Source organism: Afifella sp. IM 167 (genome assembly GCF_020144925.1).
GTDB lineage: Bacteria > Pseudomonadota > Alphaproteobacteria > Rhizobiales > Afifellaceae > Afifella.
Genome location: NZ_NSLC01000003.1, coordinates 365,933 through 378,935, shown reverse-complemented (window position 1 = coordinate 378,935; position 13,003 = coordinate 365,933). Strand labels below are relative to the sequence as shown.

11 protein-coding genes are annotated in these 13,003 nt (G+C 67.5%); 8 read left to right on the top strand and 3 right to left on the bottom strand.

The features are described 5' to 3' along the window. Window positions 1-91: 91 nt before the first annotated feature. Genes CLD20_RS07000 through CLD20_RS06990 form a run of 3 tightly spaced genes read left to right on the top strand, consistent with a single transcriptional unit; the run spans window position 92 to window position 3,127 of the window. A complete protein-coding gene (locus CLD20_RS07000) occupies window positions 92-703 on the top strand; it encodes a shikimate kinase (protein ID WP_224405871.1) in 612 nt (203 codons plus the stop codon). Beyond that, on the top strand, window positions 700-1,836 hold the full coding sequence (aroB, locus tag CLD20_RS06995; protein ID WP_224405870.1) for a 3-dehydroquinate synthase: 1,137 nt from the start codon (window positions 700-702) through the stop codon (window positions 1,834-1,836). Before CLD20_RS07000 ends, aroB begins: the two co-directional genes overlap by 4 nt. Window positions 1,837-1,840: 4 nt before the next feature. Further along, window positions 1,841-3,127 carry an HlyC/CorC family transporter gene (locus CLD20_RS06990; RefSeq protein WP_224405869.1) on the top strand — a complete coding sequence of 429 codons (1,287 nt, stop codon included), beginning with the start codon at window positions 1,841-1,843 and terminating at the stop codon, window positions 3,125-3,127. Between the two features lie 17 nt (window positions 3,128-3,144). On the opposite strand, the gene CLD20_RS06985 is transcribed toward CLD20_RS06990, so the two are convergent. After that, entirely contained in the window at window positions 3,145-3,435 is a 291-nt protein-coding gene (locus CLD20_RS06985) for a BolA family transcriptional regulator (protein ID WP_224405980.1), read from the bottom strand. Window positions 3,436-3,506: 71 nt separating this feature from the next. Between CLD20_RS06985 and CLD20_RS06980 the strand changes: the two genes are divergently transcribed. The 3 genes from CLD20_RS06980 (at window position 3,507) to cobT (ending at window position 7,073) form a co-directional block, all read left to right on the top strand. Continuing rightward, window positions 3,507-4,133: a DnaJ domain-containing protein gene (locus CLD20_RS06980; RefSeq protein ID WP_224405979.1), complete on the top strand. Its 627-nt coding sequence runs from the start codon at window positions 3,507-3,509 to the stop codon at window positions 4,131-4,133. Between the two features lie 62 nt (window positions 4,134-4,195). Further along, on the top strand, window positions 4,196-5,185 hold the full coding sequence (cobS, locus tag CLD20_RS06975) for a cobaltochelatase subunit CobS (protein ID WP_224405868.1): 990 nt from the start codon (window positions 4,196-4,198) through the stop codon (window positions 5,183-5,185). Between the two features lie 7 nt (window positions 5,186-5,192). Further along, complete coding sequence (gene cobT / locus CLD20_RS06970) at window positions 5,193-7,073, top strand: cobaltochelatase subunit CobT (RefSeq protein ID WP_224405867.1); 1,881 nt, start codon at window positions 5,193-5,195, stop codon at window positions 7,071-7,073. A 25-nt stretch (window positions 7,074-7,098) separates the two neighbouring features. Here cobT and CLD20_RS06965 read toward each other — a convergent pair whose 3' ends face one another. Both CLD20_RS06965 and rpmB read right to left on the bottom strand, forming a co-directional pair. Further along, a complete protein-coding gene (locus tag CLD20_RS06965) occupies window positions 7,099-7,776 on the bottom strand; it encodes a VUT family protein (RefSeq protein WP_224405978.1) in 678 nt (225 codons plus the stop codon). An 11-nt stretch (window positions 7,777-7,787) separates the two neighbouring features. Next, window positions 7,788-8,090, bottom strand: coding sequence for a 50S ribosomal protein L28 (gene rpmB / locus CLD20_RS06960; RefSeq protein WP_224405866.1), 303 nt, complete (start codon window positions 8,088-8,090; stop codon window positions 7,788-7,790). Window positions 8,091-8,472: 382 nt separating this feature from the next. Between rpmB and CLD20_RS06955 the strand changes: the two genes are divergently transcribed. Then, a complete protein-coding gene (locus tag CLD20_RS06955; protein ID WP_224405865.1) occupies window positions 8,473-9,273 on the top strand; it encodes a DUF3108 domain-containing protein in 801 nt (266 codons plus the stop codon). Between the two features lie 449 nt (window positions 9,274-9,722). Continuing rightward, the gene (locus tag CLD20_RS06950) at window positions 9,723-12,989 is read left to right on the top strand and encodes a helicase-related protein (RefSeq protein WP_224405864.1); all 3,267 of its coding nucleotides are present in this window, start codon (window positions 9,723-9,725) and stop codon (window positions 12,987-12,989) included. Window positions 12,990-13,003: the final 14 nt, after the last annotated feature.

The following is a 13,003-nucleotide window of genomic DNA, read 5'->3' as shown; positions in this document are numbered from 1 at the left end:
ATCCCCTTACCGCTCCACCGACGGTCATTTCAAGGGATGCGCCGGTCGGGCGAAGGCATTATAGCGGGCCCGCTGCCAGCTGGATCGAGGAATGTTGCAGACCGAGGGCAAAACAGAGGAAGACGCTGGAGACGGCCGGGACGCCGCCGCGCGGTGCGTCTCCTCGTTGCTGAAAGACCGCAATATCGTGCTCGTCGGCATGATGGGCGCGGGCAAGACGAGCGTCGGCAGGCGTCTGGCGACGGCTCTCGACCTGCCCTTCCTCGATGCCGACCAGGAGATCGAGACGGCGGCCAACCTGACGATTCCCGAAATCTTCGAGATTTACGGCGAGGCGCAGTTTCGCGAAGGCGAGAGGAAGGTGATCCGCCGCCTCCTGGGCTCCGGCCCGGCCGTGCTGGCGACCGGCGGGGGCGCCTTCGAGGATCCCCAGACGCGCGAGGCGATCGCCGAACGCGGCATCTCCGTCTGGCTGAAGGCCGATCTCGCCGTCCTGTTCGAGCGCGTGCGCCGCAAGTCGAGCCGGCCTCTTTTGAACCGGCCGAACCCCAAGGCCGCGCTCGCCGAGCTTCTGGCCCGGCGCGAGCCGACCTATGCGCTCGCCGACCTGACCGTCCATTCCCGCGACACGCCGCATGCAACGGTGGTGAGAGACATCGTCGCCGCCCTGAAGCTGCGGCTCGAACAAGGAGAAGAGCCATGAGCGGCGTGCGCGTCGATCTCGGGCCGCGCAGTTACGACGTCATCGTCGGCCCGGACCTCATCGCCAGCATCGGCCGGCATGTGACCACCAGGCTCGACGCCGGCCGCGCCGCCATCGTCACGGACCGCAACGTGGCCGCGCACTATCTGGAGCCAGTGCGGGCATCGCTTGAGGGGGAGGGCATCGAGACGATCGAGATCGTCGTGGCCCCCGGCGAGAGTTCCAAGAGCTTTGCCGTGCTTCAGGGCGTTGTCGGCGAGCTTCTGCGCTCGAAGCTGGAGCGCGGCGACGTGGTGGTGGCTCTCGGCGGCGGCGTCGTCGGGGACCTGGCCGGCTTTGCCGCCGCCATTTCCCGGCGCGGCATGCATCTCGTCCAGGTCCCGACAAGCCTCCTTGCCCAGGTCGATTCCTCCGTCGGCGGCAAGACGGGCATCAACACGCCTGAGGGCAAGAATCTGGTCGGCGCATTTTACCAGCCGCGCCTCGTCCTGGCCGACACCGACACGCTCGACACCCTGCCCGGGCGCGAATTCCGCGCCGGCTACGCCGAAGTGGCGAAATACGGCCTCATCGACGACGAGGAATTCTTCGCCTGGCTGGAGGACAACCGCGAGGCCATCTTCCTCGGCGGCGAGGCGCGCGAGAGCGCCATCTGCAGGAGCGTGGAGGCGAAGGCCCGCGTCGTCGCCGCCGACGAGCGCGAAGGCGGGCGCCGCGCCCTCCTCAATCTCGGCCACACTTTCGGCCATGCGCTGGAGGCGATATGCGGCTACGACGCCGCCCGCATCATCCATGGCGAGGGCGTCGCCGTCGGCATGGCGCTCGCCCACCGCTTTTCCGCCGCCGAGGGCCTGTGCCAGCAAGAGGACGCCGATCGTGTCGAAAGACACCTGGAGGCGGCGGGGCTTCCGACCCGCATTTGCGACATTCCCGGCGCATTCACGCCGGCGGAAATGATGGAAGCGATGGCGCAGGACAAGAAGGTGAAGGGCGGCCGCCTCACCTTCATCCTGACGCGCGGCGTCGGTCGTGCCTATATAGCGGAGGACGTCGACCCGGATGCGGTCCGCGCCTTCCTGGCGGCGGAACTGGAAACATCCGCGCGTACCCACGCATCCTCACTTGGAGAATAGCCTCATGTGGCTCTGGGCGATCGGTTTCGCCATCCTTATCCTGCTGTTCCTTTCCGCCTTCTTCTCCGGGTCCGAAACCGCCCTGACGGCGGCATCGCGCGCGCGCATGCATCAGCTGGAGAAGGGCGGAGAGCCGCGGGCGAGCGTCGTCGGAAGGCTGATCGATCGCAAGGAGCGCATGATCTCCTCGCTGCTTCTCGGCAATAACCTCGTCAACATCCTCGCCTCGGCGCTGGCGACGGCGGCCTTCATCCGGGTGTTCGGCGACCCGGGCGTTGCCGTGGCGACGCTCGTCATGACCGTCCTCGTCCTCGTCTTCGCCGAGGTGCTGCCGAAGACCTGGGCGATCACCATGCCGGATCGCTTCTCGCTCACGGTCGGCCCTTACGTGACCTTCGCGGTGAAGGTCTTCGCCCCCGTCGTTTCCGCGGTGGAACATCTCGTCTCGGCGCTCCTGCGCCTCTTCGGCGTCAACGCCAGCGGCAACATGCTTATCTCCGGCCACGAGGAGCTGCGCGGCGCCGTCGACCTGCTGCACAAGGAAGGCAGCGTGCAGAAGGGCGCGCGCGACATGCTCGGCGGCCTGCTCGACCTCAACGAGCTCGACGTCTCCGACGTCATGGTCCACCGCACCGCCATGCAGGCGCTCAACGCCGACGAGCCGCCGGAAAAACTCGTGGCGCAGGTGATCGACAGCTCCTTCACCCGCCTGCCGCTGTGGCGCGGCGAGACGGAGAACATTGTCGGCGTGCTGCACGCCAAGGACGTTCTGCGCGCCCTCGCCGACGCGAAGGGAGAGGCTTCCGCCCTCGACATCATGTCGGTGGCCGCCAAGCCCTGGTTCGTCCCGGACACGACCTCGCTGCAGGCGCAGCTGAACGAGTTCCTGCGCCGCAAGGTGCATTTCGCCCTCGTCGTCGACGAGTACGGCGAGGTGATGGGCATCATCACGCTGGAGGACATCCTGGAGGAGATCGTCGGCGAGATCGCCGACGAGCACGACATCGATATCCAGGGCGTGCGCCAGCAGCCCGACGGCTCCATCATCGTGGAGGGCACGGTGCCGATCCGCGACCTGAACCGCGCCTTCGACTGGAACCTGCCGGACGAGGAAGCGACGACGATGGCCGGCCTCGTCATCCACGAGGCTCAGACGATTCCCGAGGCCGGGCAGGAATTCACCTTCCACGGCTTCCGCTTCAAGGTGCTGAGAAAGAGCCGCAACCGGATCAGCCAGATCCGGGTGACCCCGGTTGCCGCGGCCAATGCGCTGGTGGGCGCGCCCGCCTGAATGCGGCGGGCGTGCTTTCAGTTTTGCCGAGGGGCGGCCGCTTCCTCACCCGGCGCGGCGGCTCGCAGCGCGAGCGCATGCACCCGTTCCTTCAGTTCGTCGGCCAGCACTTCGTTGACCATCCTGTGGCGCTGAAGCCGCCCCTTCCCTTCGAAGGCCTTCGACACGATATGGATGCGGAAATGACTCTCACCGCCTTCACGCGCGCCGGCATGTCCGGCATGCAGGTGGGATTCATCCGTGACGGCGAGCACCTCCGGTGCAAAGGCTTCATTGAGCTTGGCTTCCATTCTCTCTCGGACCATCATCGTCTCACTCACAATCTGACCTAGCTGGTATCGAAGGCGCTCGCCTTGAGAGGCCACCCTCTGACAGGCATATTTGTTTCATGAAGCTCGAATCGGACCTGTTCGACAAGATCAGAACCCGCAAGGGGACCCGGCCGGCGCCGGAGCCTGCCAAGCGCATCTGCGATGCGGATGGCTGCCAGGAGGCCGCGAGCCACCGCGCGCCCAAGGGCCGGGAGGCGGAAGGCGAGTACTTCTGGTTCTGCCTCGAGCACGTGCGCGCCTACAACAAGTCCTACAACTATTTCGCGGGGCTCGACGACAGCGCCATTCAGAATTTTCAGAAGGCCGCCACCGTCGGCCATCGCCCGACCTGGCGGATGGGCTCCAATGCGCGGGACGACGAGGCGCAGCGTGCCACCGGCCGCACCAAGCGCGGCTGGACGGGCAAGACGGACGACCCCTTCAACCTCTTCGGCGACGGCTTCAGAGCCCGCCCGACGGAAGAGCCGCGCCGCTCCGTGCGCAACATGGAGCGCAAGTCGCTCGCCACGCTGGGCCTTGACGACACGGCACGCCCCGAGGAAGTAAAGGCACGCTACAAGGCCCTGGTAAAACGCCATCATCCCGACGCTAACGGGGGTGACCGATCGCTGGAGGACAAGCTGCGAGAGGTCATCCAAGCTTACTCCTATCTCAAGAGCGTCGGTTTCTGTTAGGTGCGGGGTTTAGCTCCCGCAGGAAAACGTCGGCGCTCCCCCGCGCCGCTGGAAGGGAATTCATGATGCAGGAAGCCGCCGAGCAGGCAACCTCCGTGCCGGATATGACCGTCTCCGTGAGGCAGGTCTTCGGCATCGATTCAGACTTGGAAGTGCCCGCCTTCTCGCAGGCCGAAGAGCATGTGCCCGATGTCGACGAGGATTATCTCTTCGACCGTGAGACGACGCTCGCCATTCTTGCCGGCTTCGCCAGGAACCGCCGTGTCATGGTCACGGGCTACCACGGCACCGGCAAGTCGACCCATATCGAGCAGGTCGCCGCGCGCCTCAACTGGCCCTGCGTGCGCGTCAATCTCGACAGCCACATCTCGCGCATCGACCTCGTCGGCAAGGATGCGATCGTGGTGCGCGACGGCATGCAGGTGACGGAATTTCGCGACGGCATCCTGCCCTGGGCGATCCAGACCAACACCGCCCTCGTTTTCGACGAGTACGACGCGGGCCGCCCGGACGTGATGTTCGTCATCCAGCGCGTTCTGGAGGTTTCCGGCCGCCTGACGCTGCTCGATCAGAACCGGGTCATCCGCCCGCACCCGGCCTTCCGGCTCTTCGCCACCGCGAACACCGTCGGCCTCGGCGATACGTCGGGCCTCTATCACGGCACCCAGCAGATCAACCAGGGCCAGATGGACCGCTGGTCGATCGTGACGACGCTCAACTATCTGCCGCACGACAACGAGGTCGACATCGTCCTCGCCAAGGTGCAGCGCCTGCGCACCAAGGAAGGCCGCGAGCAGGTGAGCCGCATGGTCCGCATCGCGGACATGACGCGCAACGCCTTCATGAACGGCGACCTGTCGACCGTCATGAGCCCGCGCACGGTCATCACCTGGGCGGAGAACGCGGAGATCTTCGACGATCTCGCCTTCTCCTTCCGCGTCACCTTCCTCAACAAGTGTGACGAGATGGAGCAGCCGCTGGTCGCCGAGTTCTATCAGCGCTGCTTCGGCCGCGAGCTGCCGGAATCGGCCGCCAACGTGGTGCTGAGCTGAGGTTCGCATGAGTTCCGGGCGGAGCAAGGAATCGCCGACTGAGCCCTTCAAGCGCGCTCTCACCGCCTGCCTGAAGGCGGTGGCGAACGAGCGCGAGCTGGAGGTCGTCTTCGCGTCCGACCGCCCGCAGCTCATGGGCCAGCGCGTGCGCCTGCCCGAGCCGTCCCGGCGCATGGCCGCCGGCGACGTCGCCATCACCCGTGGCCTCGCCGACGCGATGGCGCTTCGCCTCGCCTGCCACGACGCCAAGGCGCATCGCCGCCTCGCCCCGCAGGGCGAGCAGGCGCGCGCCGTCTTCGATGCCGTCGAGCAGGCACGCTGCGAGGCGATCGGGGCCATGCGCATGTCGGGCGTCAAGGCCAACCTCGCCGCGATGCTGGAGGACAAGTACCACCGCGGTCAGTACGAAGAGATCAGCGAGCGTGCCGACGCACCGCTGGAAGACGCGCTCGCCCTGATGATGCGCGAGCGGCTGACCGGCCAGGCCCCGCCGAAGAGCGCCGAAAAGGTAGTCGATCTCTGGCGAGATTTCATCGAGGAGCGCGCCGCCTCCGAGCTCGATGCCCTTTCGCAGAAGGTTTCCGACCAGTCCGCCTTCGCCAAGGGTCTGCACGAGCTCCTCGCCTCTCTCGACATGGGCAGCGACGCGGGACAGGATTCCGAAAGCGAGGAGGACGAGACCGGCGACGATTCCGATAACGCCTCGGACACCAACGAAGGCGCCCGCGGCGAGGCCGAGGAAGACGACGAGGCCTCCGCGCAGCCGCAGGAGACCGAGCTCTCCGGCGAGGAGGACGAGACCGGCGAGAGCGACCAGGCCGACCAGACCTCCGAGGAGTTCGTCGACAGCGAGGAGAGCGCCGACGCCGATCCGCTGGCCGATGCGCGCCGCCCGGAGTTCGACGGCCGCAACGCCCCCGTCAGCGACTACCGGGTCTATACGACCAAGCATGACGAGGAGGTCGCCGCGCAGGACCTCTGTCCGCCGGAGGAGCTCGACCGTCTGCGCTCCTATCTCGACAAGCAGCTCGTCAATCTCGCCGGCGCCGTGGCGCGGCTGGCCAACCGCCTGCAGCGGCGTCTGCTCGCCCAGCAGAACCGCGCCTGGGACTTCGACCTGGAAGAGGGCATGCTCGATCCCGCGCGCCTGTCGCGGGTGGTGACCGATCCCTTTGCGCCGCTTTCCTTCAAGCAGGAGCGCGACACCGATTTCCGCGATACCGTGGTGACGCTGCTCCTCGACAATTCCGGATCGATGCGCGGTCGCCCGATCACCGTCGCCGCCGTCTGTGCCGACGTGCTTGCGCGCACGCTCGAGCGCTGCGGCGTGCGCGTGGAGATCCTCGGCTTCACGACCCGCGCCTGGAAGGGCGGCCAGGCACGCGAGGAATGGCTGCGCGCCGGCAAGCCCGGCTATCCGGGCCGCCTCAACGATCTGCGCCACATCATCTACAAGAGCGCCGACGCGCCCTGGCGCCGTTCGCGGCGCAATCTCGGGCTGATGATGCGCGAGGGGCTCCTGAAGGAAAACATCGACGGCGAAGCGCTGGAATGGGCGCATAAGCGCCTTCTCGGCCGTCCCGAGCAGCGGCGCATCCTGATGGTGATCTCCGACGGCGCGCCGGTCGACGATTCCACCCTTTCGGTCAATTCAGGCAACTACCTGGAAAAGCACCTGCGCCATGTCATCGCCGACATCGAGAACCGCTCCCCGGTGGAGCTTCTCGCCATCGGCATCGGCCACGACGTGACGCGCTACTACAAGCGCGCCGTGACCATCGTCGATGCGGAGGAACTGGCCGGGGCGATGACGGAAAAGCTCGCCGAGCTCTTCGAGGACGATGCCAGGGCAAAGCCGCGCGAGCGGGGCCCGCGCCGCGCCGCCTGAGGCGGATTTCAAGAGAAATGAAAGTCTAGCTGCGCGCCGCTTCGCCGGCGGCGTGCGCGGCCGGCTGCCCCCCAGCCTGCCATGGCGTGATCATGCGCACGACGAGCCCGTAGGGCACGAGCGCCACGGCGGCGATCAGGAGCTTTACCGAGAAATCGCCGATCGCCCAGGAGACCCAGCGCGGCACGTCGAGGGCGAAGAGGCCGAGAAGCGGCGCCGCCTCGATGGCGAAGGCGTCGTTGGCGCCGAGGAAGGCAAGGCCCGCGGCAAAGGCGAGAGAAAAGAAGATGACCGTGTCGAGCGCCGAGCCGACGAGGCTGGAGACGACCGGGGCGCGCCACCAGCGACCCGTCCTCAGCCGGTGGAAGATGCCGACGTCGAGAAGCTGGGCGGCAAGGAAGGCCGAGCCGGAGGCTACGGCAAGCCGTGGCGTCGCCAGCATCGCCGAAAGGAGGACGGCGAGCGCAAAGCCGACCAGGACGACGAGCCGCGCCGCACGCGGGCCGAGCGCCCGGTTGGTCATGTCGTTGACCAGGAAAGCCAGCGGATAGGTGAAGGCGCCCCAGGTCAAAAGGTCGGCGAGGTTGAAGCCGCCGACAGTGAAATGCACCGGGTACTGGACGAGGATGTTGGAGGCGACGACCACCGCCGCCATGGCGGCGATGCCGACGAGAAAGCCCCTCTTCCTCGCAACGAGAAGCATGACTTCGCGGCTCACGCGGCCGCGGCTTCGCCTTCGGCCGTCTTCTTGGCGATCTCGCGCTTCAACAGCTTCGCCTTCGGCGAAAGCTCGTCCGCGCTCGCCTTCGTCAGGAAGGCGTCGAGACCGCCGCGATGCTCCACGCTGCGCAGCGCAGCGGCGGAGATGCGCAGGCGCACCGGCCGTCCGAGCGCGTCGCTCAGAAGAGAGACGGAGCACAGATTGGGCAGGAACCGACGCCGGGACTTGTTGTTGGCGTGGCTCACATTGTTGCCGGACAGGACGGCCTTGCCGGTTAGCTCGCAACGGCGCGCCATGGGAAACCTCTTCGTTCTGGTCTGGGGGGCTGGCCGGTCGCGCTCTTTCAAGCGGCGTCAGCGGCACGAAATGCCCTGTTTTTCCGAAAGCGCTCCTATAGGGATTGCGGTGCGAGGGGTCAAGCGGGAGCGGGCATTTCTGGCGCGCTTGTCGCGCGCAGCGCGCGCCCCCACCCCTGCCGCAGCCGCACATGACGGCTGGGAAATGGGTTCAGCTCGCATTCAGCCGCCAGCGACCACACATCAAGGCGGAAAGGGCCGCAACCAGCTTTGTGAAGCCGGCTGCGGCGAGACAACAAAACGCCGGCTTTTCCGCCTAGCGCTCCAAGCGAGGCGCCGAGCCGAACCGCCAGGATCGAACCGGACCGAGCCAGGACCTCGCATGCACAAGACGTTTCGGCCGCTCCCGGCCCTCTGCCTTGCCCTTGTCGCCGCGCTTCTCGCCGCCCCCGCGGAGGCCGGCTCCCTCACCGTGCGCTACGGGGCGAGCCTCATGGGCATTCCCTTCGGTGAGGTCGTCGCCAACCTCCACATGGAAGACAATACCTACCGGGCCGATGGCCGGGCGAAGGCGACCGGCATCACCCGCGTCTTTTCCGACGCGCGCATCGCCTTCAACGCCGACGGCGTGATGAAGAACGGGGCGCCGGAGGCACGCCACTACTGGCGGCGCTGGCGCGAGGAGGACGACGACGAGACGGTGAGCCTCGACTTTTCCGCCGGCCGCCTCACCGACCACCACCGCGAGGGTTCGAAGCCGGAAAAAGAGTATGCCGACCGCGTCCCGGTGCGCGAGGCGGACAAAAAGGGCGTTCTCGACCCCATCACCGCGCTCGTCATGCCTATCGCCGGCCGCTCCGGCCAGGCCCTCTGTGACAACCGCGCGCCGATCTTCGAGGACCAGCAGCGCTTCGATCTGACGATGCGCTTCCTGCGCACCGAGCGCTTTTCCGGCGGCCGCAAGAACTACTCGGGACCCGCCGTCGTCTGCCAGGTGCGCTACACCCCGATCGCCGGACACCGCTCCGGCAAGAAGACGGTCGCCGAGATGGCGGCAAATACTGGCATGGAGGTCTGGCTCGCCCCGATCGAGGAGCTCGGCCTGCTCGTGCCGGTCAAGGCGAAGGTGCCGACGACGATCGGCGTGATCGAGGCCGAGGCGGAACGGGTCTATATCAACTGAATGTCCCGAAATGGCACAAATGGTTAAGGAACGGCCTCGGAGCCGCAACAATCCTCGGCATGCCTTCAGCGCGGCACGCCGACATCTTGTGGCACGCTTCGCCAGCTCCCAATATGCTGTTCGAACAGACGGGGAACTCGGCGTCTCTGCCGATTCGTCGGCGATTCGTTCGTCAAAATGGCCAGGTGTTGACGGCGGGCCCGGCCGCGCTGTGCGGCGTGTTCGCGTTCCGGTAACGCCTTGCAAGGTTGGCTCGCCCATGCCACTTGCCGAGACAAGCCCCTTTACAAGCTCTTCGAGGGAAGCTGTGGAACGAATCCTGAATCCGTCCGAGTCACCGATTCGATCCGTCTTTGTTCAAGAGTCGTTCGAGTCGCAGCCGAGCGCCTGAGCCAGACGCAACCGACCGCCCGAAGCCGCCGATCACTCGCAACGAGCCACTGCCTTTCATGAACGCCAGTACCGGAAATCCGCGCCTTTGGAGCGCCCGCAACGTCACAGCCGTTCTCGGGCCCACCAACACCGGCAAGACACATCTGGCCATCGAGCGCCTGCTCGGCCACGAGAGCGGCATCATAGGCCTGCCGCTGAGGCTGCTGGCGCGCGAGGTCTATGGCCGCGTGGCCGATCGCGCCGGCGCCGATCAGGTGGCGCTCATCACCGGCGAGGAGAAGATCCTGCCGCCGAACCCGCGTTACTGGGTCTCGACGGTGGAAGCGATGCCGCAGGACACGGACGCGGCGTTCGTCGCCATCGACGAGGTGCAGCTGGCGGCGGATCTGGAACGCGGCCATGTCTTCACCGACCGCATCCTGACCATGCGCGGCTCTCAGGAGACCCTGCTTCTGGGCGCCTCGACGATGCGCGGCGTCATCGAGGGGCTGCTGCCGGGCGTGCACGTCGTCACCCGCCCGCGCATGTCCGTCCTCGCCTATTCCGGCCAGAAGAAGCTGACCCGCCTGCCGGAGCGTTCGGCGATCGTCGCCTTCTCGGCCGACGAGGTCTACGCCATCGGCGAGCTGATCCGCCGCCAGCGCGGCGGCGTCGCTGCCGTTCTCGGCGCGCTTTCCCCTCGCACCCGCAACCGCCAGGTGGAGCTCTACCAGTCGGGCGACGTCGACTTCCTCGTCGCCACGGATGCGATCGGCATGGGCCTCAACCTCGACGTCGATCATGTCGCCTTCGCCGCCGACCGCAAGTTCGACGGCTATCAGCACCGCCCGCTCACGGCCGCCGAGCTCGGCCAGATCGCCGGCCGCGCCGGCCGCTACATGCGCGACGGCACATTCGGCGTCACCGGCCAGGTCGCCCCGTTCGACAACGCGCTGGTGGAAGCGCTGGAATCGCACCGTTTCGAGCCGGTTCGCGTGCTGCAATGGCGCAACGACCGGCTCGATTTCTCCTCGCCCGCCGCCTTGCGGGAATCGCTCGACGAAGCGCCGAAGCATCCGCTTTTGACCAAGGCGCCGCCGGCGGCGGATCAGATCGCCTTCGAGCTGCTGCTGCGCGACGAGGAGATCGCCGACCGGCTGACGAGCCCGGATGCGGTCCGACGCCTGTGGGATATCTGCCGTCTACCCGACTACCGGCGAATCGCGCCGGCCCAGCATGCCGAGCTGATCGGCTCCATCTTCCGCCATGTGCGTGACGATGGCGCAGTGCCGCAGGACTGGATCGCTCCGCAGGTCAAGCGCGCCGACCGCATGGACGGCCAGATCGACACGCTTTCCGCGCGGATTGCGGAAATCCGCACCTGGACGTTTGTGGCCAACCAGTCCGACTGGCTCGCCGACCCTCAACATTGGCGTGGCGAAACGCGCAGTGTTGAGGATAGGCTTTCTGACGCACTTCACGAAAAGCTCACAAAACGCTTTGTCGATCGCAGAACCAGCGTTCTGATGCGCCGGCTGAAGGAGAATACCATGCTAGAGGCGGACATCACCCCCGCCGGCGACGTGCTGGTCGAGGGCGAGCATGTCGGCACCCTGATCGGCTTTCGCTTCACCCCGGATGCGAAAGCGGAAGGATCGGACGCCAAGACGGTGCGCGCGGCTGCGGCCAAGGCCCTGTCGACGGCGGTCGGCGAGCGCGCCGAGCGCCTGGCGCGTTCGGAGGACGGCTCGTTCGTCCTCGCTTCCGGCGGCACCATCCGCTGGCACGGCGAGCCGGTCGCACGGCTCACCGGCCAGGCCGACCCGCTGAAACCGCGCCTTCTGCTGCTGGCCGACGAGCAGCTTTCCGGCCCGGCCCGCGAGCGCGTCGAGGCGCGGCTTTCCGCCTGGCTGAACAGCCAGATCGCCACCCATGTGAAGCCGCTGATCGATATCGAGGCCGATGAGAGCCTCGCCGGCCTGACGCGCGGCCTTGCCTATCGGCTGAAGGAAAGCCTCGGCATCCTCGACCGCCGCGACGTCCTGGAAGAGGTGCGCTCGCTCGGCCAGGATGAACGCGCCGGGCTGCGGCGCCACGGCGTGCGCTTCGGCGCCTACCATATCTATGTCCCGGCGCTCCTGAAGCCTGCCCCGAGCGGGCTGCTGGCCGAGCTCGAGGCCGTCCATGCTGGCCGCGAGGACCGCGAAGGAATTGCCGAAGTGGCCTCCGTCTCCGCTTCCGGCCGCACCTCCGTCAATATCGACCCGACGATCGATGCCGCTATCTACCGCCGTTTCGGCTATCGCACCTTCGGCCGCCGCGCCGTGCGCATCGACATCCTGGAGCGCCTCGCCGACCTCATCCGTCCGGCGCTCACCTGGAAGCCCGGCCGCGAGGGCGACCGGCCCGTCGGCGCCATCGAGGAGGGTGGCGGCTTTACCGTCACCCCGGCGATGACCTCCCTGCTCGGCGCCTCCGGCGAGGACATGGCGGTCATCCTGAAGGGTCTCGGCTACCGCGTCGAACGCCGCCCCCTGCCCCCCGTGACGCAAATCGAAGCGGCACAGGCAGCCCCGCAGGCCGGCCCGTCGGACGACGCGAGCCCCGAAGCTCCGTCTGCCGAAGCCTCACTGGCCGAAGCCCCATCCTCAGAGGCCCCGGCGCCGTCATCGACGCCCGACGCAGTCGCCGAAGTGAGCGAGAGCCTGGAGGCTTCTGAGACGACCGCGACAGCGGCCGAATCCGCGGCCGAAACGACCGCAGAGGCCAGCGCCGACGCCGGGCAGACAACGGTGGCAGAGCCTTCACCGGAAAAGGCGTCTCAGGGAGAGCCACAGCCGGCGGATGAAGCATCTGCCGCGGCAGATGCGGGCGAAGGTGAGACGGGCGAAGGCGAGTCGGCTGCAGACGCGGCTGGCGAAGGCGAGTCGGCTGCAGACGCGGCTGGCGAAAACGAGGCTGTCCCGAGCGAAACGGCCGAAAGCGAAGAGCCTGCCTTCCTCGAGATCTGGCGCTATCAGGGCCTCGGGCATCGCGGCCCCCGCCGCGCCGGACAGGGTGCCGGTGCCGGCCGCAACGCCGGCAGGCAGCAGCAGCGGACCGAGCGTCCGGAGGGCGGCTTTGCCAAGCGGGCCCGTCCGCACCGGCCGGCCCAGGGCGAAGGCGAACAGGAGGGCCGTGGCGGGCCGCGCGGCAAGAAGCGGCACGGCAAGCCACAGCACGGCCAGCGCCCGCCGCGCCCCGAGCAGCCCAAGCGGCAGGAGCGCGAGCGACGTGCCGACCCCGACAGCCCGTTCGCGGCACTTGCCGCGCTGAAGGAAAAGCTCGGCTCTTCCGAGAGCTGAGCCCTCGCGGCCGA

Coding starts and splice junctions, on each gene's coding strand:
- CLD20_RS07000 (WP_224405871.1), top strand. CDS start 92: ATGTTGCAGACCGAGGGCAAAACAGAGGAAGACGCTGGAGACGGCCGG.
- aroB (WP_224405870.1), top strand. CDS start 700: ATGAGCGGCGTGCGCGTCGATCTCGGGCCGCGCAGTTACGACGTCATC.
- CLD20_RS06990 (WP_224405869.1), top strand. CDS start 1,841: ATGTGGCTCTGGGCGATCGGTTTCGCCATCCTTATCCTGCTGTTCCTT.
- CLD20_RS06985 (WP_224405980.1), bottom strand. CDS start 3,435: ATGATGGTCCGAGAGAGAATGGAAGCCAAGCTCAATGAAGCCTTTGCA.
- cobS (WP_224405868.1), top strand. CDS start 4,196: ATGATGCAGGAAGCCGCCGAGCAGGCAACCTCCGTGCCGGATATGACC.
- cobT (WP_224405867.1), top strand. CDS start 5,193: ATGAGTTCCGGGCGGAGCAAGGAATCGCCGACTGAGCCCTTCAAGCGC.
- CLD20_RS06965 (WP_224405978.1), bottom strand. CDS start 7,776: ATGCTTCTCGTTGCGAGGAAGAGGGGCTTTCTCGTCGGCATCGCCGCC.
- rpmB (WP_224405866.1), bottom strand. CDS start 8,090: ATGGCGCGCCGTTGCGAGCTAACCGGCAAGGCCGTCCTGTCCGGCAAC.
- CLD20_RS06955 (WP_224405865.1), top strand. CDS start 8,473: ATGCACAAGACGTTTCGGCCGCTCCCGGCCCTCTGCCTTGCCCTTGTC.
- CLD20_RS06950 (WP_224405864.1), top strand. CDS start 9,723: ATGAACGCCAGTACCGGAAATCCGCGCCTTTGGAGCGCCCGCAACGTC.